This is a genomic window from Alicycliphilus denitrificans (genome assembly GCF_044792555.1).
Taxonomy (GTDB): Bacteria; Pseudomonadota; Gammaproteobacteria; order Burkholderiales; family Burkholderiaceae_C; genus Alicycliphilus; species Alicycliphilus denitrificans_A.
This window is the reverse complement of sequence record NZ_CP126238.1, coordinates 1615596-1638436: the sequence shown is the minus strand read 5'-3', so window position 1 is coordinate 1638436 and position 22841 is coordinate 1615596. Positions and strand designations below refer to the sequence as shown.

The window sequence follows — 22841 nt, the reverse complement described above, 5'->3', positions numbered from 1 at the left end:
GCCTGGCACGCGGCTTGCGTAAGCTCCTTGCCTCGGTTTGTGATAGATATAGCGCCAAGTTATCTGGGATGCCAGAAAATATGCAGATCCATTAATTACGAAACACCATGGGCATCAGCCACTACATCAAGGAAATCGGCCGTGGCGCACGCGGCGCCAAGGCATTGGACCGCGCGCAGGCGGCTGATCTGTTCGGTCAGGTACTCGACGGCCAGGTGTCCGACCTGGAGCTCGGCGCCTTTTGCGTGGCCATGCGCATCAAGGGCGAGACGCTGGAGGAGATGTGCGGCTTTCTGGATGCCGTGCAGGCGCGCATCGCCGCCTTTCCCGCCTGCGCGGGCGGGCAGCCGCTCATCGTGCTGCCCTGCTACAACGGCGCGCGCAAGCTGCCCGTGCTCACGCCGCTGCTGGCCCTGCTGCTGGCGCGCGAAGGCCTGCCCGTGCTGCTGCACGGCATGCGCACCGAGGCGCGCCGCGTTCTGGCATCTGAAGTGCTTGAAGCGCTTGATATACAAACGCTTCAAGCTCCCAAATCAATAGCTCCAGGAAGTGTGGCGCATATCGCCACCGCGGCGCTGCTGCCGGGGCTGGCGCGGCTCTTGGCGGTGCGCGAGGCCATCGGCCTGCGCACCCCGGGCCACAGCGTGGTCAAGCTCATCGCCCCCTGCGCGGGCCCGGCGCTGCTGCTGGCCAGCTACACCCACCCCGAGTATTTCGAGCTGCTGGGCGCCACCTTCGCCACGCGAGGGATGCACGCGCTGCTGTCGCGCGGGCTGGAGGGCGAGGTGGCGGCCGACCCGCGGCGCACACCACGCTACGACGCCTTCATCGCCGGCCGGCACCAATTGCTGCAGGAGCAGCAGCCGGGCACGGCCGCCGAGGTGCCGGGCCTGCCGGCCGAGATCGACGTGGCGAGCACCGCCGCCTATACGCGCCGCGTGCTCGCGGGCCAGGCGCCCGTGCCGGCGCCGCTACAGCAGCAGGTCGAGCACATCGTGCGGCTCGCCCGCCAGATCACCGCGCAGGCCCAGCCATGACCGCGCCCGACGCTGCACCCACATCCGGCAGCTGCACCCTGGTGGGCGCCGGCCCGGGCGACCCGGAACTGCTCACCCTGAAGGCCCTGAAGGCCATCCAGGCGGCCACGGTGCTGCTGGTGGACGACCTGGTGAGCGAGGCCATCGTGGCCCTGGCCCCGGCCGGCGCGCGCATTGAGCATGTCGGCAAGCGCGGCGGCTGCAAGAGCACGCCCCAGGCCGATATCGAGGCGCGCATGGTTGCGGCCGTGCGGGCCGGCGAGCGCGTGGTGCGCCTCAAGGGCGGCGACCCCTTCATCTTCGGCCGTGGCGGCGAGGAGGTGCAGCACCTGCGCGCGGCCGGCATCGCCGTGCAGGTGGTCAACGGCATCACGGCGGGCCTGGCCGGCATGACGCTGCTGGGCGCGCCGCTCACGCACCGCCGCCATGCCCATGGCGTGGTCTTCATCACCGGCCACAGCCAGCCGGGGGACGCCGGCACCGACTGGCGCCAGCTGGCGGCCACGGCGCGCGATGCGCGCCTCACCTTGGTGATCTACATGGGCGTGGCCAGCTGCGCGCGCATCCAGCAGGAGCTGCTCACCGCCCTGCCCGCCCACACGCCGGCGGCGGTGATCCAGCATGTGAGCCTGCCGCAGCAGCGCCATGCGGTCACCACGCTGGGCACGCTGCAGGACACCATTGAACGCGAGCGCCTGGCCAGCCCCTCGGTGATCGTGATCGGCGACGTGGTGCGCGGCATCGCCGCTGCGGGCGGCACCCCGGCCTGATCAACCGGAGCTGGCCTGCGCCGCCTGGCGGATCTGCTCGAAGCGTTCGGCCTGCTCCTTGCGCAGCGCCTTGCGCAGCAGGGCGGCCTCCCAGCGGCGGCGCTCGTCGGGGCTGCTGGGGGTGAGCGGCGGCACGGGCGTGGGCTTGGAGTCGTCATCCACCGCCACCATCGAGAAGAAGCAGCTGTTCACATGCCGCACCACCTGGCTGCGTATGTCCTCGGCCACGACCTTGATGCCGATCTCCATCGACGACTTGCCCGTGTGGTTCACGCTGGCCAGAAAGCTCACCAGCTCGCCCACATGAATGGGCTGCAGGAACATCACCTGGTCCACGCTGAGCGTGACCACGTAGCGCCCCGAGTAGCGGCTGGCACAGGCATAGGCCACCTGGTCGAGCAGCTTGAGGATGGCGCCGCCATGCACGTTGCCGGAGAAGTTGGCCATGTCGGGCGACATGAGCACGGTCATGTTGAGTTGGTGGGCGGGCAGGTTCATGCGGAGCATTGTAGAAAGTGCTGAGCGCAGACGCGGCGACAATGTCCGGCTTTGCCAGCCCGCCCCGCCCCATGCCCACACCATTCTTTGACGCCGTCATCATCGGCGCCGGCGCCGCCGGCCTGTTCTGCGCCGCCCGGGCGGGTCAGCGCGGCCTGAAAGTGCTGCTCATCGACCATGCCGACAAGGTGGCCGAGAAGATCCGCATCTCGGGCGGCGGGCGCTGCAACTTCACCAACCGCGAGCTCGACGTGCGCGCACCGCACCGGCACTTCGTGGGCCAGAACCCGCAGTTCTGCCGCTCGGCCCTGTCGCGCTACACGCCGCAGGACTTCATCGCCCTGGTGCAGCGCCACGGCATCGCGTTCCATGAAAAGCACAAGGGCCAGCTGTTTGCCGACCGCTCGGCCGAGGACATCATCGCCATGCTGCTGGCCGAATGCGCCGATGGCGGCGTACAGCACTGGCAGCCCTGCGGCGTTAAAAATATAGTCTTTTTGGCCGATAGCGCAGAAGGAGAGAGCGATAGCTGCTATCAAATAAATACCGATCGCGGCCCGGTGCAGGCGCGCAGCCTGGTGGTGGCCACGGGCGGGCTGTCCATTCCCAAGATAGGCGCGAGCGACTTTGGCTACCGGCTGGCCCGGCAGTTCAACCTGCCGCTGGTCGAACGCCGCCCCGGCCTGGTGCCGCTGACCTTTGACGGCGCGGACTGGGCGCCCTATGCGCAGCTGGCCGGCCTGGCGCTGCCGGTGGAGATCAGTACCGGCAGCAAGAAGGAGCGCATGGCCTTTCTGGAAGACCTGCTGTTCACGCACCGCGGCCTGTCGGGGCCGGCGGTGCTGCAAATCTCCAGCTACTGGCAGGCGGGCCAGCCGCTGGCCATCAACCTGGCTCCGGGCTTGGACCTGCCCGCCGCGCTGGCCCAGGCCAAGGCGCGCTCCAAGAAACTCATCGCCAACGAACTCGCCGGCCTGGTGCCCACCCGCCTGGCCGACGCCTGGGCCAGCACCGACGCCGACTGGCAGCGCCCCATCAACGAGGCCAGCGACAAGGCCCTGGCGCGCCTGGCCGAGCGGCTGGCGCGCTGGCAGCTCACGCCCACCGGCACCGAGGGCTACAAGAAGGCCGAGGTCACGCTGGGCGGCGTGGACACGCGCGCCCTGTCGCAGCAGAGCATGGAGTGCAAGAGCCAGCCCGGCCTGTACTTCATCGGCGAGGTGGTGGACATCACCGGCTGGCTGGGCGGCTACAACTTCCAGTGGGCCTGGTCCAGCGCCGCAGCCTGCGCGCAGGCATTGCCTCAGGGTTGAACGCTACAGGCCCAGCGCCAGCTGCGCCTCCTCGCTCATCATGGAGCGGTCCCAGGGCGGGTCGAACACCAGGTTCACGGTGATGTCGCCCACGCGCGGCAGCGCCAGCACCTTGTCGCAGACCTCGTTGGCAATGGATTCGCCCATGCCGCAGCCGGGGGCGGTGAGCGTCATGTCGATGACCACGCGCAGCTTGTCGGGCTCGTCCGAAGGCTCGAAGTCCAGGCGGTAGATCAGGCCCAGATCGACGATGTTCACCGGAATCTCGGGGTCGTAGCAGGTGCGCAGCGTGTCCCAGATCAGCGGCTCCAGCTCATCGATGGGCAGGTCCTCCGGCACGGCGATGGTTTCGGGCGGCCGCTTGCCGATGGCGTCGGCGTCCACGCCTTTCAGGCGCATGAGCTGGCCCTCGACCAGCAGCGTGAAGGAGGAGCCCAGCGCCTGCGTGATCTGCGCGAGCATGCCCTGCTCCAGCTCCACGGGGTGGCCGCTGGGGATGGTCTCGACCATCACGTTGCGGCGCACCAGCACGTCCTCGCGGTGGCGGCGGTGCATCATGGCTGGCCCTCCTCGGTCGATACGGGCTGGCCGTCGTTGTCGGCAATGGCGTGCATCAGCGCGTGCCAGCCCAGCAGCGCGCACTTGATGCGGCTGGGGTACTGGCGCACGCCGGCCAGGCTGATGAGCTTGCCCAGGGGCGCCTCCTCAGGATCTTCCTCGCCCGTGAGCACGGCGCGGAAATGCTGCTGCAGCGCCTGGGCCGCGGCCAGGTCCCGGCCCTTGACGGCCTCGGTCATCATCGAGGTGGAGGCCATGCAGATGGCGCAGCCCTGGCCCGTGAAGCGGATGTCGGCGACCCGCTCGCCGTCCAGCCGCAACTGCACGGCGACGCGGTCGCCGCAGGAGGGGTTGGTGCCCTGGGCCTGGTGCGTGGCATGTTCCAGCGTGCCGAAGTTGCGCGGCGCGCGCTTGTGCTCCAGCACCACCTCCTGGTACAGATCGTTTTCGGCGTTGTTCATTGAAAGACCTTGATGGCGTGGGCCACGGCGGCAATAAGGCGATCGACCTCCTCGGCGGTGTTGTAGAGCGCGAACGAGGCGCGCGTGGTCGGCCCCAGGCCCAGGTGATCGAGCAGCGGCTGGGCACAGTGGTGGCCAGTGCGCACGGCAATGCCGCGCTCGTCGAGCAGCGTGCCAATGTCGTGCGGATGCACGTCGCGCGCCACGAAGGACACCAGCGTGGCCTGCGTGGCGTGCGGCGCCAGCACGGTGACGCCGCCGATGGCCGACAGGCCCGCCAGCGCCTGCGCGCGCAGGGCGTGCAGGTGCTGGTCCATGGCGCTGCGCCCGACGCCGGCGATGAACTGCGCCGCCGCCGCCAGGCCCACGGCCCCGGCGACGTTGGGCGTGCCGCCCTCCAGGCGCGCAGGGAGCTGGGCATAGCCGGCCGCTTCGTAGCTGACCCAGTCCACCATGTCTCCACCCAGGCGCACTGGATATAAAAGTTGTAGCGCCTCGCGCTTACCCACCAAGGCGCCCGTGCCCATAGGGCCATACATCTTGTGGCCGGAGAAGGCCATGAAGTCGCAGTCCAGCGCGGTGAGCGGCAGCATGTCGTGGCCCACGGCCTGGGCCGCGTCCAGCACCGTCAGTGCCCCTGCCGCGCGCGCCAGGGCCAGCATCTCCTCGTAGGGCGGACGCTCGCCCGTGGCGTTGGCGCCTGCGGTGATGGCCAGCACGCGCGTGGCCGGCGTGAGCAGGGCCTGCAGGTCCTGCACATGCACGCGGCCCTGCGCGTCGGGCCGCAGGATGACCAGCTCGGCCCCGCTCATGCGCGCCGCCTGCTGCCAGGGCACGAGGTTGGCGTGGTGCTCCAGGCCGCTGACGATGATGCGCTCGCCCGCGCGCAGCCAGGCCTTGGCAGGGCCGGCGGCCCACAGGCCCTGGGCCACGAGGTTCAGCGCCTCGGTGGTGCCGCTGGTGAAGATGAGCTCGTGCTCCTGGCCCGCGCCGATGAAGCCCTTGAGCGTGGCGCGCGCCGCCTCGAAGGCGTCGGTGGCGCGCTGGCTCAGGGTGTGCACGCCGCGGTGGATGTTGGCGCGGTCATGCTGCTCGAAGCGCTGCATGGCCTGCTGCACGGCCAGCGGCGTTTGCGTGGTCGCGGCGTTGTCCAGGTAGGCCAAGGGGTGGCCGTGGATGGACTGCGCGAGGAGGGGGAACTGCGCGCGCAGGTCGGCCAAGGGAAGATCACGCACCGTATCAAGCATGCTGCACCTCCGTATCCGCTTGCAGTTGCCCGCCAATGGCACGCGCCAGCCAGCCGCCTTGCAGCCACTGCGCCAGCAGGCCGTCGTCCTCGCCACCCAGGCAGCGCTCCAGCAATGCGCGCGCCATGCCTTCGATGATCAGGGCGCGGGCGCGGGCCTCGTCCAGGCCGCGCTGGCGCGCGTAGAACAGCGCATCCTCGGGCAGCGCGCCCCAGGTGGCGCCGTGCGCGGCCTGCACGTTGTCGTGCAGGATCTCCAGGTGCGGACGCAGGACGAGCCGCGGGCTGCCCGCCAGCGGCACGCCCATGAGGCGCTGGCGCACGTCGGCCTCGTCGGCGCCGGGCGCTATGCGCGTGTGTGCGTTGGCCACGGCCTGAGCCCGGCCCTGGGCCAGGGCCAGGGCCTCCACGCTGCTGGCGCCATGCGCGGCCTGCATGCGGGTGTAGGTTTGCAGATCGATCTTGTGCGCCCCCGCCAGCAGCAGGGCCGCGCTGCGCGCCTGTGCGCCCCGACCCTCCAGCGTGATGCAGCTGCGCTGCAGGTGGTAGCTGCTGCTGGTCGCCACCAGCGCCTGCGCGTACTGCGCACCCGCGGCCAGGCTGGCGTGCACATGGTGCGCCACGCTGTCGGCCTCGGCGGGGCCGACGATGCGCAGGTGCTGCAGCTCGGCACCCGCGCCCAGGCGCACATGGGCGTGCAGGTTTTGCGCCACCGGATGCCCGCAGGCGTCGGCCTGGCGTTCATGGGTCTCTATCAGCACGCAGCGCACGCCGGGCTCCACGTCCAGCACCAGCAGCGGCGCCTCGGCCTGGGCGCGCGGCTGGTGGCGCAGCTCCAGCCAGACGGGTTCGCGCTCACGGCCTGGCGTGGCGCTGATGCGCACGCGCAGCCCCAGGCGGCACAGCGCGCGGTGCGCCCAGGCAAAGGGCGCGGCCTCGCCCTCGCCCGGCAGCGGCAGGCCGGCGAACAGCTCGGCGCGCTCGGCCGGGGCCAGGGCGTCCAGCCAGCGGGCGTGGATGCCACTGGAGGCATGGTTGCCAAACTGGTTGTGGATGGGATGCAGCGTCCAGCCCGACCCGTCCAGGGCCGGGGCCTCGCAGCCGCCCTCCAGTTGCGCTCCCAGCCATTGGTCGAGCGCGGGCGGCGGCAGGTGGTGAAAGGCTTCGCTGCGCCGCGCGATCCAGCCCTGCTGCTGCAGGTGCTGGCGTGCGGCGAGGATGTCGGCTCTTGCGCTGTCCATGGCCTCAGGCCTCCACCGTTTGGTGCGCGCGTGCAAAACCGGTGCGGGCAATGCGGCGCGCCAGCTCCAGGTCACCGGTCTCGGCAATGCAGCCCTGGTCCAGGCGCAGCACGGCGTCGGGCTGCAGCTGCTCGATCATCGTGAGGTAATGCGAGACGACGATGAAGGCCGTCCCCTCGGCACGCAGCTTCTGCACCAGGGCGACCACGGCGCGCACGCCGTCCACGTCCATGCCGGAGTCGATCTCGTCGAGCAGCGCCAGGCGCGGCTTCAAAAGCGACAGCTGCAAAAGCTCGTTGCGCTTTCTCTCGCCGCCGGAGAAGCCCTCGTTCACCGGGCGGCTCAACATGGCCTCGGGCAGGCCCAGTTCCTTGGCGGCCTTCTTGGCGCTGGCCAGGAAGTCGAACGCATCCAGCGGCTCCTGGCCGCGCGCCTCGTGCATGGCATTCAAGGCGGTGCGGATGAAAAGATTGTTCTTCACGCCCGGCACGTCGGGCGGCGACTGGAAGGAGACGAACAGCCCCGCGCGCGCGCGCTCATGCGCGGGCCGCTGCAGCAGGTCCTGCCCGGCGAGCAGCGCCTGCCCGCCCTGGACGGCGTAATGCGGGTGCCCCGCCAGCGCCATGCCCAGCGTGCTCTTGCCGCTGCCGTTGGCGCCCATCAGCACGACGAGCTGGCCGGGCTGCACATCCAGCGAGACCGAGTGCAGCACGGTGCGCTCGCCAACTTGAACGCGCAGGTCGCGCACTTGCAGCAGGGGTGGGGTGTGGGTCATGTGGGTTCCTACTTTTTTGATAGCTGCTTACGCTTTATACACAAGCGATAAAGCCTTTTTATCCATAAATATCAGCCTACGGCGCCTTCCAGCGACACGGCCAGCAGCGCCTTGGCCTCCAGGGCAAACTCCATGGGCAGTTCCTCCAGCACGGCCTGGCAGAAGCCGCCGACGATGAGCGCCGTGGCCTCCTGCGCGTCGATGCCGCGCTGCTCGCAGTAGAACAGCCGCTCCTCGGAGATGCGCGTGGTCGTCGCCTCATGCTCCACCACGGCGTCGCCGCGCGCGGTGTCCACATAGGGGAAGGTGTGGGCGCCGCAATGCGGCCCGATGAGCAGCGAGTCGCACTGCGTGTGGTTGCGCGCGCCGGCAGCGCCGGGGTTGACGCGCACCAGGCCGCGGTAGCTGTTCTGCGCGTGGCCCGCGCTGATGCCCTTGGAGACGATGCGGCTGGTGGTGTTCTTGCCCAGGTGGATCATCTTCGTGCCGGTGTCCGCCTGCTGCCAGTGGTTGGACACGGCAATCGAGTGGAACTCGCCGTTGGACTCATCGCCGCGCAGCACCACGCTGGGGTACTTCCAGGTAATCGCCGAGCCGGTCTCGATCTGCGTCCAGGCGATGCGCGAGCGCCTGCCCGCGGCCAGGCCGCGCTTGGTGACGAAGTTGTAGATGCCGCCCCGGCCGTTCTCGTCGCCGGGGTACCAGTTCTGCACCGTCGAATACTTGATGAAGGCATCGTCGTGCGCGATGAGTTCGACCACGGCCGCGTGCAGCTGGTTCTCGTCGCGCTGCGGCGCGGTGCAGCCCTCCAGGTAGCTGACCGAGCTGCCCTCCTCGGCAATGATCAGCGTGCGCTCGAACTGCCCCGTGTTCTGCGCGTTGATGCGGAAGTAGGACGACAGCTCCATCGGGCAGCGCACGCCCTTGGGGATGTAGACAAACGAGCCATCGGAGAACACGGCCGAGTTCAGCGCCGCATAAAAGTTGTCACCCTGAGGCACCACCGTGCCCAGGTATTTTTCCACCAGCTCGGGGTGGTTCTGCACCGCGTGCGAGAACGAGCAGAAGATCACGCCCACGTCGGCCAGCTGCTTGCGGAACGTCGTGCCCACCGAGACCGAGTCGAACACCGCATCCACCGCCACGCCGGCCAGCGCCGCGCGCTCGTGCAGCGGCACGCCGAGCTTCTCGTAGGTTTCCAGCAGCTTGGGGTCGACCTCGTCCAGGCTCTTGGGGCGGTCCTTCATGGACTTGGGCGCCGAATAGTAGGACAGCGCCTGGAAGTCGATCGGTGCTATCTTCAGGTGTGCCCAATCGGGCAGCTCCATGGCGCGCCAGCGCTCAAACGCCGCCAGGCGCCAGTTGAGCAGGAATTCGGGCTCCTTTTTCTTGCGCGAGATGGCACGGATCGTGTCTTCATCTAGACCCGGCGGCAGGCTGTCGGACTCGATGTCGGTGACAAAACCATGCTGGTAGGGACGGGCAAGCGCCTGCTCCAGGGCCGGCGCCTGCTGGACTGGCTGGGCATCCTGGCTCGCGGCCGGTGCGCCAAGGGTGGCAGTTTGTGAGGTCATGGCTGAGGCATGGTTTAAATATTCATATCGTATGAATCTTTTGCAATTCCGGCAAACCGGGCGGCTGTCCCTGCACACGCACCAGGGACATCGCCAAGCATGCCACGCAATCCTTGTCACCATGCCTCGTGTAGTTATAATGCTTGGCTCTGCTGGCAATGCCCCGTCGGCCGGATACTAGTTATAGACGGGGAACCCGCCGCACATGGCACCCAGGCCCGATCTTCCTGGATACCCTCTGTGGGCATATTTTGGAAACAAATTAGCTAATGACCACCATTCGCGTTAAAGAAAACGAGCCTTTTGACGTTGCCCTGCGCCGCTTCAAGCGCACCATCGAGAAGCTGGGCCTGCTGACCGACCTGCGCGCCCGCGAGTTCTACGAGAAGCCCACCTCCGAGCGCAAGCGCAAGAAGGCCGCCGCCGTCAAGCGCCACTACAAGCGCGTGCGCAGCATGCAGCTGCCCAAGAAGCTGTACTAAGCACAGCCGGCGTTGCTACGAGACGCCCACCAAACCCGCGCTAGGGACGCCAAGCGCGGGTTTTTTGTTTTTGCGGGTTTGCCAAAAGACTTTCTGGCGTCGTTGCACCGCCTTGTCGTAGCAACACTACTGCCTGCGGCGTTGCGCCTAGCCAGAAAGCCTTTTGGCAAACCCTGTCCCCCGGCCACCCACTGATTGAAGGAAGCTGCCATGAGCCTCAAAGACCAGATCACCGAAGACATGAAGAACGCCATGCGCGCCAAGGACAGCGAGCGCCTGGGCACGATCCGCCTGCTGCAGGCGGCCATGAAGCAAAAGGAAGTGGACGAGCGCATCACGCTCGACGATGCGGCCGTCGTCGCCATCGTGGACAAGCTCATCAAGCAGCGCAAGGACAGCATCACCGCCTTCGAGGGCGCGGGCCGCCAGGACCTGGCCGACAAGGAAAAGGCTGAAGTTGCCGTGCTGCAGGCCTACCTGCCCGCGCGCATGTCCGAGGCCGAGATCCTGCAGGCCGTCCAGGCCATCGTGGCCGAAGTGGGCGCCAAGGGCCCGGGCGACATGGGCAAGGTCATGGGCGTGGTCAAGACGCGCCTGGCCGGCAAGGCCGAGATGGGCCTGGTGTCAAGCGCGGTCAAGGCGGCGCTGGCGGGGTAGGCCAAGGCGCGGCGGCCCGCCCAAGCCGGCCCTTGGCAAAATACTCCTGCAAGAACTCCACGCACACCCGTACCTTGGCCGAACGCTCCAGCGGCGTGGGGTAGACGGCCCAGATGTTGGCCTCCTGGCGCCACTCGGGCAGCAGCTGCACCAGGCGCCCCGCCTCCAGGTGGGCACCCACATCCCATAGCGAGCGCAGCGCAATGCCGCGCCCATGGACGGCCCACTGCACCACCATCTCGCCGTTGTTGGCCGACAGCGGCCCGGTCACCTTCACCGTCTCTTCCTGCGCGCCCGCGCGCAGGCGCCATACGCCAAACGGATGGTCGCGCTCCTTGATCACCAGGCAGTCGTGCATGGGCAGCTCGGCCGGCGTGCGCGGCGTGCCCCGGCGCGCCAGGTAATCGGGTGCGGCGCAGAGCACGCGGTGGTTGTCGGCCAGGCGCCGCGCGATCAGGTGCGGGGCGATCTCGTCGCCCACGCGCACATCCAGGTCAAAGCCCTCGCCGGCCACGTCCACCAGCCGGTCGAACACCTCCAGCCGCACCTGCAGGCCCGGGTGGCGCTGCACCAGGTGCGAGAGCACGGGCGCCACCACGTTGCGGCCAAAGCCGAAGCTGCTGGAGACGCGCAGCAGCCCCTGCGGCTCGCGCCGTGTGACGGCCACCTCCTGCATGAGCTGGTCCATGTCGTCGAGGATGCGCTGCGCCCAGTGGAATACCCGCTCGCCCTGGTCGGTGACGGTCACGCGGCGCGTGGTGCGGTGCAGCAGCGGCACGCCCAGCTCGTGCTCCAGCAGGCGGATGCGCTTGCTCACATAGGCCGGCGAGGCCGCCAGCGCCTGCGCCGCCGCGGCAAAGCTGGCCTTGCGCACCACGGTGCAGAAGACGCGCAAATCTTCAGTAGGCGGGATTTTCTGCACGAAGCGTGAACAGTAGAACCACAGAACCGCGCATTGTATGGATCTCGTCATCAGTGAACAATGGCGGCCACCACCTCTTGGAGAACCACAACATGCAAGCCACTTACAAGATCGCAGTCCTGCCCGGCGACGGCATTGGCAAGGAAGTCATGCCCGAAGGCCTGCGCGCCGTACAGGCCGCCGCCCAGCGCTTCGGCCTGGCGCTGGAGCTGCACCACTTTGACTGGGCACACTGCGACTACTACGCGCAGCACGGCAAGATGATGCCCGACGACTGGAAGGCCCAGCTCTCGGGCATGGACGCTATCTTCTTCGGCGCCGTGGGCTGGCCGGCCACCGTGCCCGACCATGTCTCGCTGTGGGGTTCGCTGCTGAAGTTCCGCCGCGAATTCGACCAGTACATCAACCTGCGCCCGGTGCGCCTGTTCGAGGGAGTGCCCTGCCCGCTGGCGGGCAGGAAGCCAGGCGACATCGACTACTACGTGGTGCGCGAAAACACCGAGGGCGAGTACACCTCGCTGGGCGGCGTGATGTACGAAGGCACCGAGCGCGAAATCGTGATCCAGGAATCGGTCTACTCGCGCCACGGCGCCAACCGCCTGCTCAAGTTCGCCTTCGACCTGGCCCAGAGCCGCCCGAAGAAGCACGTGACCCTGGCCACCAAGAGCAACGGCATCGCCATCAGCATGCCCTGGTGGGACCAGCGCGCAGACGATGTGGCCAAGGACTACCCCGACGTGGCGCTGGACAAGCAGCACATCGACATCCTGACCGCACGCTTCGTGCTGCAGCCGGGGCGCTTTGACGTGGTGGCCGCCACCAACCTGTTTGGCGACATCCTGTCCGACCTGGGGCCGGCCACCACCGGCACCATAGGCCTGGCGCCGTCGGCCAACCTGAACCCCGAGCGCGGCTTCCCCAGCCTGTTCGAGCCGGTGCATGGCTCGGCGCCCGACATCTACGGCAAGAACATCGCCAACCCGATTGCCATGGTCTGGTCCGGCGCGCTGATGCTGGACTTCCTGACCCAGGGCCAGGGCGCTGGCCGCGCCGCGCACGACGCCATCGTGGCCGCCATCGAAGAGGTCATCAAGACCGGCCCGCGCACGCCCGACCTGGGCGGCCAGGCCAGCACCCAGCAGGTGGGCGAGGCCATTGCAGCCCGGATTGCCAAGGGCTGAAGACCGCGCCCACATTGACTCTTTATTTGATAGCTGCTGACGCTTTACCAAAAAGCGTTAGCAGCTGTTTTTATATTAAATTTACTGCAATGCAACAACACTGCTGACACAGAGGCAAAGCACCCCCCCTATACTCCCCGCCGCTATGAATGCAGGATTTCTTGGCACGCGCAGGCGTGCTTTTTGGCGCCCGCTGGCGGCCTTCAGCCTGGCCGGCCTGGCAGCATGCAGCAGCCCTGGGCCAAGCCAGCCCGCGGCCACCCGCGAAGCCGAGGCAAGCACTCCGGCCGCGCCGATCAAGATCGGCATCGCCCTGGGCGGTGGCGCGGCCAAGGGCTTTGCGCATATCGGCGTGATCAAGATGCTGGAGGCGAATGGCCTGGCGCCGTCGGTAGTGGCGGGCACCAGCGCGGGCAGCGTGGTCGGGGCGCTCTACGCCAGCGGCATGGACGCCTTCGAGCTGCAGGAAAAGGCCGTGGCGCTGGACGAGGCCAAGATCCGCGACCTGCAGCTGTCCTCGGGCGGCCTGGTGCAGGGCCAGAAGCTGGAGGACTATGTCAACGCACAAGTGCAGCGCAAACCGCTGGAACAGCTGCCCAAGCCCTTCGTTGCCGTGGCCACGCGCCTGGAGGACGGCGAGCGCACCGTGTTCGCGCGCGGCAATACCGGCCAGGCGGTACGCGCCTCCAGCAGCATCCCCGGCGTGTTCCAGCCCGTGGCCATAGGCAAATACCATTTCGTCGATGGCGGCATCGTCAGCCCCGTGCCCGTGGATGCCACGCGCCAGCTGGGCGCCGACCTGGTGATCGCCGTGGACATCTCCAGCAAGGCCCGGGGCAAGACACCGGAACATATGCTGGGGGCATTGAACCAGTCGATTGCCATCATGGGCCAGAAGCTCGGCCAGGCCGAGCTGGCGCGTGCCGACGTGGTCATACGCCCGCAGGTGCTGGACATGGGCCCGGTGGACTTCAACCAGCGCGCCAGCGCCATCGTGGAGGGCGAGAAGGCCGCCCTGGCCGCCATGGCGCAGATCCGCGCGCGCATCAGCCAGCTGCAGGCCGAGCGTGCACAGACTACGCGCCTGGCGCAACAGAAGGCACGCGAGGCCCGGCACCAGGACTGCCTGGACAAGCGTTCACGCATGCAGAAGTTCGCGGGGATGGCGGGGCTGGATGATTCCTGCGCCTCTCCCTGAGAGCCGCACCCTCCTTCAGGCACTCGACCAGCAGCGCCGTCACCGGCGTCAACCGCTGCCCGCGCAGCGTGATCAGGCCCAGGGGCGGCAGTTCGACCGGCACGGGCAGCTTGAGCAGCGCCAGCATGCCCTGCTGCGCGAAATGCTGCGCCACGTTGCACGCCATAAAGGCCACGGCGCCGCGCTGGTGCATGAATGTGAGCTGCGACAGAAAAGAGGCGGACTCGACAATGTCCACCGGCGGGTGCAGGCCATGGGCAAAAAATTGCTGCTCCAGCTTCACGCGCAGCGAGGCCCAGGGCGGCGGCAGCACGCAGGGCTGCCCGGCCAGGTCGGCCCATTGCACGGCGCGCTTGCGCGCCAGCGCATGGCCGGGGCGCACCACGGCCACCATGGGGTCTTCGCACAGCGGCTCGGTCTCCAGGTCAGGCGAGGCATAGGCGGGTTCCAGGCGGCCCACGAACAGGTCCAGCTCGCCCAGGCGCAGCTTCGGTAAAAGGCGTGCAAGGTCGCCCTCCTCGATGAGCACCGTGGTGCGGCTGGAGCGCGCCTTGAGCCGCTCCACGGCCTGCGCCAGCAGCACCGGCGTGGCCGACACCATGGCGCCCACGCTGGTGCGGCCGCTGGCGCCGCTGGCCTCGGCGGCGATCTCGTCGCGCGTGCGCTCGTAGCCCGCGAGCACCGAGCGCGCGAAGCGCACCACGCTCGCCCCCGCCGCCGTGGGCCTGGTGCCGCGCGTGGAGCGCTCGAACAGCGGCAGGCCGAACATGGACTCGATCTCGGCCAGCGTCTTGGAGACGGCGGGCTGCGTCAGCGACAAAAACTCGGCCGCCCGCCCCAGGTGCTGAAACTGGTCCAGCGCCACCAGCATCTGCAGGTGGCGCAGCTTAAGGTTGCTGCGCAGTACGCGGTCTATCTGTGCCATCGCCAGGACTCCTTGTGCGCCATCAGATTCATAACCATTTTGCAATGTAGCAAGTCGGTATTTTCATTGGATTGTTATGCCGCAGCACCGAACAATGCGGGCCGACTGATCCTTATGTCAGCCCCCCGCAAATAGGAGACATGCATGCAGACCCCACGCAGTAGCCGCCGTCAATTCGTCTTCGGCGCACTTGGCGCCGCCGCCCTCACCACCAGCTCCAGGCACCTGTTCGCCCAGGCCTGGCCCGAGCGCCCCATCACCTTCATCTGCCCCTGGCCCGCCGGCGGCACGGCCGACCAGTCGATGCGCGCGCTGTGCACCGTGGCCGGCCGCGTGCTGGGCCAGGCCATCGCCGTGGAGAACCGCGCCGGCGCCTCGGGCATGATCGGCGCCAAGGCGCTGGCAGCGGCCAAGCCCGACGGCTACACCATCGGCCAGATCCCGATCTCGGTCACGCGCTTCTCGCAGCTGGGCACCCTGCAGGCCGATCCGCGCAAGGACTTCAGCTACATCGCACGCACCTCCGGCCAGACCTTTGGCATCGCCGTGCCGGCCGCCTCGCCGTTCAAGACGCTGCAGGACTTCGTCGCCGCCGCCAAGGCAAAGCCTGGCCAGGTGACCTATGCCCACGCGGGCGTGGGCGGCGCCACCCATGTGGGCATGGAGGAATTCGCCATGGCCGCCGGCATACAGCTCAACCATGTGCCCTACAAGGGCGGCGCCGAGGCGCTGCAGGGCGTGCTGGGCGGCCATGTGGATGCGCTGGCCGATTCCAGCTCCTGGGCCCCGCATGTGGAGGCTGGCAAGCTGCGCCTGCTGGCCACCTGGGGCGAGCAGCGCACCGCCCGCTTCAAGGACACGCCCACGCTCAAGGACCTGGGCTACAACGTGGTGGTGGACGCCCCCAACGGCATCGGCGCGCCCAAGGGCCTGGACCCCGCCGTATTGGCCAGGCTGCGCGATGCCTTCCGCCAGGCCGTGGCCAGCCCCGAGTTCAAGGCCGTGGCCGAGAAGCTCGACGCGCCGCTGCTGTACCTGGACGGCCCTGACTACGAGAAATACGTGAACACCGTCTACCAGAAGGAGACCTTGCTCATCGACAAGCTCAAGCTGCGTGAGCTGATGAAAGGTTGACCATGCGCCCCAATCCACTGCTGCTGCACCTGCACCCCAACGACAACGTGTACGTCGCCAAGACCGCGCTGGCGCTGGGCCAGGAGATTCCCGAGCTGGGCGTGCGCACGCGCGCCCAGGTGCCTCCTGGGCACAAGGTCGCCGCGCGCCGCATCGCCGAGGGCGAGCAGGTGAAGAAGTACGACACCGTGATCGGCGTGGCCACGCGCGACCTGGAGCCGGGCGACTACGTGCACAGCCACAACCTGAAGATCGTGGACTACTACCGCGACCCGGCCTTCGGCGCGGATGTCCAGCCCGTCGACTACGTGCCTGAAGCGCAGCGCGCCACGTTCCAGGGCTTTGTGCGCGCCGACGGCCGAGTGGGCACGCGCAACTTCATCGGCATCCTGTCGTCGGTGAATTGCTCGGCCACGGTAATCCGGCATATCGCCGCGCACTTCACGCCCGAGCGGCTGGCGGCCTTTCCCAACGTCGATGGCGTGGTGGCCTTTGCCCAAACCAGCGGCTGCGGCATGTCCTCGCCGAGCGAGCATTTCGACGTGCTGCGCCGCACGCTGGCCGGCTATGCGCGCCACCCCAACCTGGCGGGCGTGCTCATCGTCGGCCTGGGCTGCGAGCGCAACCAGGTCGATGGGCTGGTGCAGTCGCAGGGCCTGCAGGAAGGCCGGCTGCTGCGCACCATGGTGATGCAAGAAGTGGGCGGCACGCGCGTCACCATAGAGGCGGGCATCAAGGCCATAGCGGAAATGCTGCCGATCGCCAACCAGGCGCGGCGCCAGCCGGTGAGTGCCAGCCACCTCAAGATCGGCCTGGAATGCGGCGGCTCGGACGGCTTCTCCGGCATCACCGCCAACCCGGCGCTGGGCGCGGCCATGGACATCCTGGTGCGCCACGGCGGCACGGCCATCCTGAGCGAGACGCCCGAGATCCACGGCGTGGAGTTCATGCTCACGCGCCGCGCCATCAGCCCCGCGGTGGGCCAGAAGCTGCTCGACCGCCTGGCCTGGTGGGAGCGCTACGCCGCCGGCCAGAACGCGCAGTTCAACGGCGTGGTGGGCCACGGCAACCAGGCCGGCGGCCTGGCCAACATCTTCGAGAAGTCGCTGGGCAGCGCCATGAAGGGCGGCACCACGCCGTTGCGCGCGGTCTACGAATACGCCGAGCCCATCACCGAGAGCGGCTTCGTCTTCATGGACTCGCCCGGCTACGACCCCGTGGCCGCCACGGGCCAGATCGCCAGCGGCGCCAACCTGATCTGCTTTACCACCGGGCGCGGCTCCATGTTCGGCAGCAAGCCCGCGCCCACCATGAAGCTGGCCAGCAACACGCCCATGTACCAACGCCTTTCGGAGGACATGGACATCAACTGCGGCCTGATCGTCGATGGAGAATGCACGGTGGCCGAGATGGGCCGGCGCATCTTCGAACAGATCCTGCACCACGCCAGCGGCGAGCCCACCAAGAGCGAAGCCCTGGGCCTGGGGGACAATGAGTTCGTGCCCTGGCACCTGGGCATCGTCAGCTAATACTCCTGAAACAATAGCTGCCAGCGCTTTACCAATAAGCGCTGGAGGCCAATTTTATTCAAAGCCATGCCTCTGACCCTGACCCGCACCGAGCTGATCCGCAGCGCCAACTTCATCAACGGCGCCTGGACCGCCACGCCCGCCGCGCGCCTGGCCGTGACCGACCCGGCCACCGGCGCCCTCATCACCGAGGTGCCCGACTCGGGCGCGGCCGAGGCCCGCGCCGCGCTAGCCGCCGCGCACGCCGCCTTCCCCGCCTGGCGCAAGCTGCCGGCCAAGCAGCGCGCGGCCATCATCAAGCGCTGGCACGACCTCGTGATGGCGCACCAGGACGACCTGGGCAAGCTCATTTCCCGCGAACAGGGCAAGCCCCTGGCCGAGGGCAAGGGCGAGGTCGCCTACGCCGCCAGCTACATCGAATGGTTCGGCGAGGAGGCCACGCGCATGAACGGCGAGCTCATTCCCGCGCCCGTGCCGGGCCGGCGCATGTTCGCGCTGCGCGAGCCCGTGGGCGTGGTGGCCGCCATCACGCCGTGGAACTTTCCCGCCGCGATGATCGCGCGCAAGATCGCCCCCGCCCTGGCCGCCGGCTGCACCGTGGTCTGCAAGCCCGCCGAGGACACGCCGCTCACCTCCCTGGCCCTGGTGCTGCTGGCGCAGGAGGCGGGCGTGCCCGCGGGCGTGCTCAACATCGTCACCGCCTCGCGCGAGAAGACGCCCGAGGTGGTCGATGTGTGGCTCGACGACCCGCGCGTGCGCAAGATCACCTTCACCGGCTCCACGCCCGTGGGCAAGCACCTGGCGCGGCGCAGCGCCGATACGCTGAAAAAACTCTCGCTCGAGCTCGGCGGCAACGCCCCCTTCATCGTGTTCGACGACGCCGACGTGGACGCCGCCGTCGAAGGCTTCATGGCCGCCAAGTTCCGGAACGGCGGCCAGACCTGCGTCTGCCCGAACCGCGTGTTCGTGCAGCGCGGCGTGTTCGATGCGTTTGCGCAAAAGCTCGCCGCACGCGTGGCCGCGCTCAAGGTCGGGCCGGCCAGCGACCCGGCCTCGCAGATCGGCCCCATGATCAACGACCGCGCCGTGGAGAAGATCGAGCGCCATGTGCAGGACGCCATCGCCAAGGGCGCCAAGGTGCTCACGGGCGGCCAGCGTCTGCCGGCCCTGGGCCCCACCTACTACGCCCCCACCGTGCTCACCGGCGCCGACTCCAGCATGGCCTGCGCCTGCGAGGAGACCTTCGGCCCCGTGGCGCCGCTGACCCGGTTCGACAGCGAGGACGAGGTGGTCCGGGCCGCCAACGACACGCCCTTCGGCCTGGCCGCCTACTTCTACAGCCAGGACGTGCGCCGCATCTGGCGCGTGGCCGATGCGCTCGAATCGGGCATCGTCGGCATCAACGAGGGCGCCATCTCGGCCGAGGCCGCACCCTTTGGCGGCGTGAAGGAGTCGGGCTACGGGCGCGAGGGATCGACGCACGGGCTGGACGACTACCTGCACACCAAGTACGTCTGCCAAGGCCAACTCGACTGACAAGCCATGCCCGCACACAACCCCTTCAAATCCGCCCTGGCCGCGCGCCAGCCCCAGATCGGCCTGTGGCTGTCCATGGCCACGCCCTATCTGGCCGAGGCTGCCGCCACCTGCGGCTACGACTGGCTGCTGATCGACGGCGAGCATGCCCCCAACGACCTGCGCGGCACGCTGGCCGCGCTGCAGGCCGTGGCGCCCTATCCCGGCCAGCCCGTGGTGCGCGTGGTGGAGGGCAGCACGGCTCTCATCAAGCAGATGCTGGACATAGGCGCCAAGACCCTGCTCGTGCCCATGGTGGATACGCCCGAACAGGCGCGCGCCATCGTGGCCGCCACGCAGTACCCGCCCCGGGGCGTGCGCGGCGTGGGCAGCGCCGTGGGGCGCGCCTCGCAGTGGAGCCGCCGCAGCGACTACCTGGACGTGGCCGACGACGAGGTCTGCCTGCTGGTGCAGGCCGAGACCGCCACGGCGCTCGGCAACCTGGAGGCCATCTGCGCCGTGGACGGCGTGCACGGCGTGTTCATCGGCCCGGCCGACCTGGCCGCGTCCATGGGCCACCGCGGCAACCCCGGCCATCCCGAGGTGCAGGCCGCCATCAAGGGCGCCATGCGCACCATCATCGCCAGCGGCAAGGCCGCGGGCACGCTGACCTCGGACCCGGCGCTGGCGCGGCGCTACCTGGATCTGGGCTGCAGCTTCGTGGCCGTGGGGGTGGACGTGCTGATGTTCACCCAGGCGGCGCGCAAAAGGCGCACCGAGCTGGGTAGCACGGGCGCCGGCGCCGAACCGCCGCCCAGTGCCGCCTACTGACAAGGGGAATAATCGGGCGGTGCATGCTCCAGCTCCCATGACCGTCCCACACCCCCCCGACCTGCCCTTCTCCCAGGCCTGCGAAAACAACCGGGCCCCCATCCTGGCCGTACTGCTCCAGGCCTTTGCCGACCGCCGCCAGGTGCTGGAGATCGGCTCGGGCACGGGCCAGCACGGCGTGCATTTCGCGCCGCGCCTGCCGCACCTGGTCTGGCAGACCAGCGACCTGGCCGGGAACCACGCCGGCATACGCGCCTGGCAGGCCGCGTACCCCGCGCCCAACCTGCGCCCGCCGCTGCTGCTGGACCTGGCCAGCAGCGGCTGGCCCGACGGCCCATTCGACGCCGTGTTTTCCGCCAACACCGCACACATCGTGGCCTGGCCGCTGGTGGAGCAGCTGTTCGCGCTGGCGGGCGCCCACCTGCCCGCGGGCGGCGTGCTGGCGCTGTACGGCCCGTTCAACTACGGCGGCACCTACACCAGCGACAGCAACCGCGCCTTCGACGCCTGGCTGCGTGCGCGCGACCCAGCGAGCGGCATACGCCACTTCGAGGACATCCTGGCGCTGGCTGCAAGCCATGGCCTGGCACTGGAGCACGACCACCCCATGCCGGCCAACAACCGCTTGCTGGTGTTCCGCCGCACGGCCATGGCGTGACGGCCGGCGCGGGCATACTTGCGGCCTTGCAGCGCGCCACGCGCGCACCAACCACCCCATTACCCCCTGTTTGCACCAGCCATGACACAAGCCCCTGCCGCCCGGCCCATCGGCGTGTTCGACAGCGGCATAGGCGGCCTGAGCGTGCTGCAGGCCCTGCGCCACGAGCTGCCACACGAAGACTTCGTCTACCTGGCCGACAGCGGCAACGCGCCCTACGGCGACGAGAAGGGCGAGGCCTTCGTGCAGGGGCGGACGCTGGCCATCGCGCGCTGGCTGCGCGCGCAGCACGGCATCAAGGCCCTGGTGGTGGCCTGCAACACCGCCACGGCCGCTGCCGTGGAGCAGCTGCGCGCCACCCTGCCCGACCTGCCCGCCATCGGCGTGGAGCCCGCACTCAAGCCCGCCGCTGCCTGCAGCCAGACGCACCATGTGGGCGTGCTGGCCACGCGCGGCACGGTGGGCAGCGCGCGCTTTCAAAGGCTGCTGGAGGCGCATTCGGCGCACACGCGCTTTGCCGTGCAGGCCTGCGACGGCCTGGCCCGGGCCATAGAGCAAAGCACCGAGGAGCCGCTGCCGGCCACCGAGTCTGCAACAAAAATAGGAGCGCTTTGCGCACAGTACACGGGCGCTTTAGGCAGTTTTGGCCTGAAGACCGGCGACATCGACACGCTGGTGCTGGGCTGCACGCACTATGTGTTTGCCAAGGACGCGCTGCGCACCCTGGTCGGGCCCGAGGTACAGATCCTGGACACCGGCGCCGCCGTGGCGCGCCAGACGCGCCGCATCCTGGCCCAGGCCGGCGCGCTGGCACATGCAGAAACCGAGCCGGGGCAGATCACGCTCTACACCACCGGCCAGCTGGCCGCGCTGCAGGCCGCGGCCGGGCGCTGGCTGCAGCTGCCGGCGCGGTGCTGCGCGGCGCTACCGAGCGCATGAAAACCAGCTCATCGCCGCCCCCTAATTGGAACTACTTCAATCCTCTGCGCGCTTGGGCAGAAAGGTGATCGCGACCAGCGCAATAACGGCGGCAGCCATCACATACAGTGCCGGCGCGTAGGCGACACCGGTCTTGTAGGTGATCCAGGTGAGCAGCGCAGGAGCAAAGCCGCCGAGCACCGTCACGGCAGCGTTATACGACAGAGACATGCCCGAGGAGCGCACGGCCGTGGGGAAGATCTCGGACAGCGCAGCAGGAGCGGCCCCCACGAATAGCGCCACCATGGAACACATGGCTGACTGCACAATGATCAGCGCCAGTGTCGTGTGGTTCCCATGGAGCCAGGCCATCAGCGGATAGGCGCCAACGAACAACAGGATCGCGCCAAAGCGCAGCATGTTGCGGCGACCGAAACGATCCGACAGCGTGCCAGAGACCAGACTACCGGCCACCAGGAAGATATTGCCGATGAGGGCTGCCGTGAAGGCCTGTGAACTCTCGAAGCCCATGTTCTTCTGTACGTAGATGGGCAGATAGATGATGAGGGCATAGGGAGCCGCCGCCCACAGCACGGACAGGCCCAGGCCCGTCAGCAACTGGCGCGGGCACTCGCGCAGCACCTTCAGCAGCGGCGCCTTCTTCTCGCCCCCTCCGGAAGCTGCGGCGCGCTCAGCTTCTTCCTTGAAGTGCGGGGTTTCATCCAGCGCGCGGCGCATCCACAAGCCTACGGGGGCAATCGCCAGACCGATGATGAACGGAATGCGCCAAGCCCAGTCATGTACCTGTTGTGTAGTGAAAATCATGGTCACGCCGGTGGCAACAAGTGCGGCCATCATGTTGCTGATGCCCATGCTGGCCTGCAGCCACGATGCATACAGGCCGCGCTTTTCCGGCGGTGCATGCTCGACAAGGAAGGCCGTGGCGCCGCCTACTTCACCACCTGCGGAAAAACCCTGCAGTACGCGGCCAGCCACGATCAGCAGCGGTGCGCCGATGCCGATGGCGGCGTAGGGAGGAGCGACAGCGATGAGCAAAGTGCCCGCGGCCATCAGCATGATGGTCATGGTCAGCGCGGCCTTGCGGCCCTTGCGATCGCCGTAGGAGCCGAGGATTAGCGCGCCCAGCGGGCGGGCGAGGTAGCCCAAGCCAAACGCAAGGAACGATGCCATGAGTTGCACCGTCGGGTTGTCGTTCTGGAAGAAGTTCTGGCCGATGTAGACGGCAAACAGTGCATAGACCGTGAAGTCATACCACTCCAGCGCGTTGCCGGTGGACGCCGCGATAACGGCGCGCTTGCTGGAGCGCGCATCATGTGTAACGGGCGCTGTGGAGGCGACCTGAGCCTTAGCGGCTCCCGGATATGAGGATGCGGTAATGTGGGCCATGGCAGTTGGGG

22 protein-coding genes and 1 pseudogene are annotated in these 22841 nt (G+C 68.4%); 13 read left to right on the top strand and 10 right to left on the bottom strand.

Translation table 11 applies throughout. The annotated features are described in order from the left end of the window. The first annotated feature begins 107 nt into the window (after nt 1-107). Together ybiB and cobA are read left to right on the top strand one after the other, a co-directional pair. A complete protein-coding gene (gene ybiB / locus P7644_RS07805; RefSeq protein ID WP_404302621.1) occupies nt 108-1037 on the top strand; it encodes a DNA-binding protein YbiB in 930 nt (309 codons plus the stop codon). Next, on the top strand, nt 1034-1807 hold the full coding sequence (gene cobA, locus P7644_RS07800) for a uroporphyrinogen-III C-methyltransferase (protein WP_404302620.1): 774 nt from the start codon (nt 1034-1036) through the stop codon (nt 1805-1807). The genes ybiB and cobA overlap by 4 nt, the downstream gene beginning before the upstream one ends. Here cobA and P7644_RS07795 read toward each other — a convergent pair whose 3' ends face one another. Next, entirely contained in the window at nt 1808-2305 is a 498-nt protein-coding gene (locus P7644_RS07795; protein WP_404302618.1) for an acyl-CoA thioesterase, read from the bottom strand. 71 nt (nt 2306-2376) lie between these two features. On the opposite strand from P7644_RS07795, the gene P7644_RS07790 reads away from it, so the two are divergent. Next, nucleotides 2377-3618: an NAD(P)/FAD-dependent oxidoreductase gene (locus P7644_RS07790; RefSeq protein WP_404302617.1), complete on the top strand. Its 1242-nt coding sequence runs from the start codon at nt 2377-2379 to the stop codon at nt 3616-3618. Between the two features lie 3 nt (nt 3619-3621). On the opposite strand, the gene sufT is transcribed toward P7644_RS07790, so the two are convergent. The 6 genes from sufT to sufB form a co-directional block, all read right to left on the bottom strand. After that, complete coding sequence (sufT, locus tag P7644_RS07785) at nt 3622-4176, bottom strand: putative Fe-S cluster assembly protein SufT (RefSeq protein WP_404302615.1); 555 nt, start codon at nt 4174-4176, stop codon at nt 3622-3624. Beyond that, a complete protein-coding gene (gene sufU / locus P7644_RS07780; RefSeq protein ID WP_404302614.1) occupies nt 4173-4637 on the bottom strand; it encodes a Fe-S cluster assembly sulfur transfer protein SufU in 465 nt (154 codons plus the stop codon). The genes sufT and sufU overlap by 4 nt, the downstream gene beginning before the upstream one ends. Continuing rightward, nucleotides 4634-5884, bottom strand: coding sequence for an aminotransferase class V-fold PLP-dependent enzyme (locus P7644_RS07775; RefSeq protein ID WP_404302613.1), 1251 nt, complete (start codon nt 5882-5884; stop codon nt 4634-4636). The genes sufU and P7644_RS07775 overlap by 4 nt, the downstream gene beginning before the upstream one ends. Next, the gene (locus P7644_RS07770; RefSeq protein WP_404302612.1) at nt 5877-7124 is read right to left on the bottom strand and encodes a SufD family Fe-S cluster assembly protein; all 1248 of its coding nucleotides are present in this window, start codon (nt 7122-7124) and stop codon (nt 5877-5879) included. The genes P7644_RS07775 and P7644_RS07770 overlap by 8 nt, the downstream gene beginning before the upstream one ends. Before the next feature lie 4 nt (nt 7125-7128). Further along, nucleotides 7129-7899 (bottom strand): Fe-S cluster assembly ATPase SufC, encoded by a 771-nt coding sequence (gene sufC / locus P7644_RS07765; protein WP_404302611.1) that lies wholly within the window; start codon nt 7897-7899, stop codon nt 7129-7131. A 71-nt stretch (nt 7900-7970) separates the two neighbouring features. After that, nucleotides 7971-9473 (bottom strand): Fe-S cluster assembly protein SufB, encoded by a 1503-nt coding sequence (gene sufB, locus P7644_RS07760; RefSeq protein ID WP_404302610.1) that lies wholly within the window; start codon nt 9471-9473, stop codon nt 7971-7973. A 269-nt stretch (nt 9474-9742) separates the two neighbouring features. Between sufB and rpsU the strand changes: the two genes are divergently transcribed. Both rpsU and P7644_RS07750 read left to right on the top strand, forming a co-directional pair. After that, the gene (gene rpsU, locus P7644_RS07755; protein ID WP_069103317.1) at nt 9743-9955 is read left to right on the top strand and encodes a 30S ribosomal protein S21; all 213 of its coding nucleotides are present in this window, start codon (nt 9743-9745) and stop codon (nt 9953-9955) included. A gap of 210 nt (nt 9956-10165) precedes the next feature. Continuing rightward, nucleotides 10166-10612, top strand: coding sequence for a GatB/YqeY domain-containing protein (locus tag P7644_RS07750; RefSeq protein ID WP_404302609.1), 447 nt, complete (start codon nt 10166-10168; stop codon nt 10610-10612). On the opposite strand, the gene P7644_RS07745 is transcribed toward P7644_RS07750, so the two are convergent. After that, on the bottom strand, nt 10590-11585 hold the full coding sequence (locus P7644_RS07745) for a LysR substrate-binding domain-containing protein (protein WP_404302608.1): 996 nt from the start codon (nt 11583-11585) through the stop codon (nt 10590-10592). The genes P7644_RS07750 and P7644_RS07745 overlap by 23 nt on opposite strands. 41 nt (nt 11586-11626) lie before the next feature. Between P7644_RS07745 and P7644_RS07740 the strand changes: the two genes are divergently transcribed. Together P7644_RS07740 and P7644_RS07735 are read left to right on the top strand one after the other, a co-directional pair. Beyond that, the gene (locus P7644_RS07740) at nt 11627-12715 is read left to right on the top strand and encodes a tartrate dehydrogenase (protein WP_404302607.1); all 1089 of its coding nucleotides are present in this window, start codon (nt 11627-11629) and stop codon (nt 12713-12715) included. Nucleotides 12716-12860: 145 nt separating this feature from the next. Then, nucleotides 12861-13433: pseudogene (locus tag P7644_RS07735) on the top strand (patatin-like phospholipase family protein); the annotation flags it as partial. 358 nt (nt 13434-13791) lie between these two features. Here P7644_RS07735 and P7644_RS07730 read toward each other — a convergent pair. Continuing rightward, nucleotides 13792-14838: a LysR substrate-binding domain-containing protein gene (locus P7644_RS07730; protein WP_404302605.1), complete on the bottom strand. Its 1047-nt coding sequence runs from the start codon at nt 14836-14838 to the stop codon at nt 13792-13794. Between the two features lie 144 nt (nt 14839-14982). On the opposite strand from P7644_RS07730, the gene P7644_RS07725 reads away from it, so the two are divergent. From P7644_RS07725 to murI, 6 genes are all read left to right on the top strand, one after another. After that, the gene (locus P7644_RS07725) at nt 14983-15972 is read left to right on the top strand and encodes a Bug family tripartite tricarboxylate transporter substrate binding protein (protein ID WP_404302604.1); all 990 of its coding nucleotides are present in this window, start codon (nt 14983-14985) and stop codon (nt 15970-15972) included. A 2-nt stretch (nt 15973-15974) separates the two neighbouring features. Next, nucleotides 15975-17501 carry a UxaA family hydrolase gene (locus P7644_RS07720; protein WP_404302603.1) on the top strand — a complete coding sequence of 509 codons (1527 nt, stop codon included), beginning with the start codon at nt 15975-15977 and terminating at the stop codon, nt 17499-17501. 66 nt (nt 17502-17567) lie between these two features. Then, on the top strand, nt 17568-19037 hold the full coding sequence (locus P7644_RS07715) for an NAD-dependent succinate-semialdehyde dehydrogenase (protein WP_404302602.1): 1470 nt from the start codon (nt 17568-17570) through the stop codon (nt 19035-19037). A gap of 6 nt (nt 19038-19043) precedes the next feature. After that, nucleotides 19044-19847, top strand: coding sequence for an aldolase/citrate lyase family protein (locus tag P7644_RS07710; protein ID WP_404302600.1), 804 nt, complete (start codon nt 19044-19046; stop codon nt 19845-19847). A gap of 37 nt (nt 19848-19884) precedes the next feature. After that, nucleotides 19885-20505 (top strand): DUF938 domain-containing protein, encoded by a 621-nt coding sequence (locus tag P7644_RS07705; RefSeq protein WP_404302599.1) that lies wholly within the window; start codon nt 19885-19887, stop codon nt 20503-20505. Nucleotides 20506-20586: 81 nt separating this feature from the next. Beyond that, nucleotides 20587-21444 carry a glutamate racemase gene (gene murI, locus P7644_RS07700; RefSeq protein ID WP_404302598.1) on the top strand — a complete coding sequence of 286 codons (858 nt, stop codon included), beginning with the start codon at nt 20587-20589 and terminating at the stop codon, nt 21442-21444. Nucleotides 21445-21480: 36 nt separating this feature from the next. Here the strand turns inward: murI and P7644_RS07695 are convergent, their stop codons facing one another. Further along, complete coding sequence (locus P7644_RS07695) at nt 21481-22830, bottom strand: MFS transporter (protein WP_404302597.1); 1350 nt, start codon at nt 22828-22830, stop codon at nt 21481-21483. Nucleotides 22831-22841: the final 11 nt, after the last annotated feature.

Bases quoted from the DNA above. Each gene is read 5' to 3' on its own strand.
- ybiB (WP_404302621.1), top strand. From the start codon at position 108: ATGGGCATCAGCCACTACATCAAGGAAATCGGCCGTGGCGCACGCGGC.
- cobA (WP_404302620.1), top strand. From the start codon at position 1,034: ATGACCGCGCCCGACGCTGCACCCACATCCGGCAGCTGCACCCTGGTG.
- P7644_RS07795 (WP_404302618.1), bottom strand. From the start codon at position 2,305: ATGAACCTGCCCGCCCACCAACTCAACATGACCGTGCTCATGTCGCCC.
- P7644_RS07790 (WP_404302617.1), top strand. From the start codon at position 2,377: ATGCCCACACCATTCTTTGACGCCGTCATCATCGGCGCCGGCGCCGCC.
- sufT (WP_404302615.1), bottom strand. From the start codon at position 4,176: ATGATGCACCGCCGCCACCGCGAGGACGTGCTGGTGCGCCGCAACGTG.
- sufU (WP_404302614.1), bottom strand. From the start codon at position 4,637: ATGAACAACGCCGAAAACGATCTGTACCAGGAGGTGGTGCTGGAGCAC.
- P7644_RS07775 (WP_404302613.1), bottom strand. From the start codon at position 5,884: ATGCTTGATACGGTGCGTGATCTTCCCTTGGCCGACCTGCGCGCGCAG.
- P7644_RS07770 (WP_404302612.1), bottom strand. From the start codon at position 7,124: ATGGACAGCGCAAGAGCCGACATCCTCGCCGCACGCCAGCACCTGCAG.
- sufC (WP_404302611.1), bottom strand. From the start codon at position 7,899: ATGACCCACACCCCACCCCTGCTGCAAGTGCGCGACCTGCGCGTTCAA.
- sufB (WP_404302610.1), bottom strand. From the start codon at position 9,473: ATGACCTCACAAACTGCCACCCTTGGCGCACCGGCCGCGAGCCAGGAT.
- rpsU (WP_069103317.1), top strand. From the start codon at position 9,743: ATGACCACCATTCGCGTTAAAGAAAACGAGCCTTTTGACGTTGCCCTG.
- P7644_RS07750 (WP_404302609.1), top strand. From the start codon at position 10,166: ATGAGCCTCAAAGACCAGATCACCGAAGACATGAAGAACGCCATGCGC.
- P7644_RS07745 (WP_404302608.1), bottom strand. From the start codon at position 11,585: ATGACGAGATCCATACAATGCGCGGTTCTGTGGTTCTACTGTTCACGC.
- P7644_RS07740 (WP_404302607.1), top strand. From the start codon at position 11,627: ATGCAAGCCACTTACAAGATCGCAGTCCTGCCCGGCGACGGCATTGGC.
- P7644_RS07730 (WP_404302605.1), bottom strand. From the start codon at position 14,838: ATGGCACAGATAGACCGCGTACTGCGCAGCAACCTTAAGCTGCGCCAC.
- P7644_RS07725 (WP_404302604.1), top strand. From the start codon at position 14,983: ATGCAGACCCCACGCAGTAGCCGCCGTCAATTCGTCTTCGGCGCACTT.
- P7644_RS07720 (WP_404302603.1), top strand. From the start codon at position 15,975: ATGCGCCCCAATCCACTGCTGCTGCACCTGCACCCCAACGACAACGTG.
- P7644_RS07715 (WP_404302602.1), top strand. From the start codon at position 17,568: ATGCCTCTGACCCTGACCCGCACCGAGCTGATCCGCAGCGCCAACTTC.
- P7644_RS07710 (WP_404302600.1), top strand. From the start codon at position 19,044: ATGCCCGCACACAACCCCTTCAAATCCGCCCTGGCCGCGCGCCAGCCC.
- P7644_RS07705 (WP_404302599.1), top strand. From the start codon at position 19,885: ATGACCGTCCCACACCCCCCCGACCTGCCCTTCTCCCAGGCCTGCGAA.
- murI (WP_404302598.1), top strand. From the start codon at position 20,587: ATGACACAAGCCCCTGCCGCCCGGCCCATCGGCGTGTTCGACAGCGGC.
- P7644_RS07695 (WP_404302597.1), bottom strand. From the start codon at position 22,830: ATGGCCCACATTACCGCATCCTCATATCCGGGAGCCGCTAAGGCTCAG.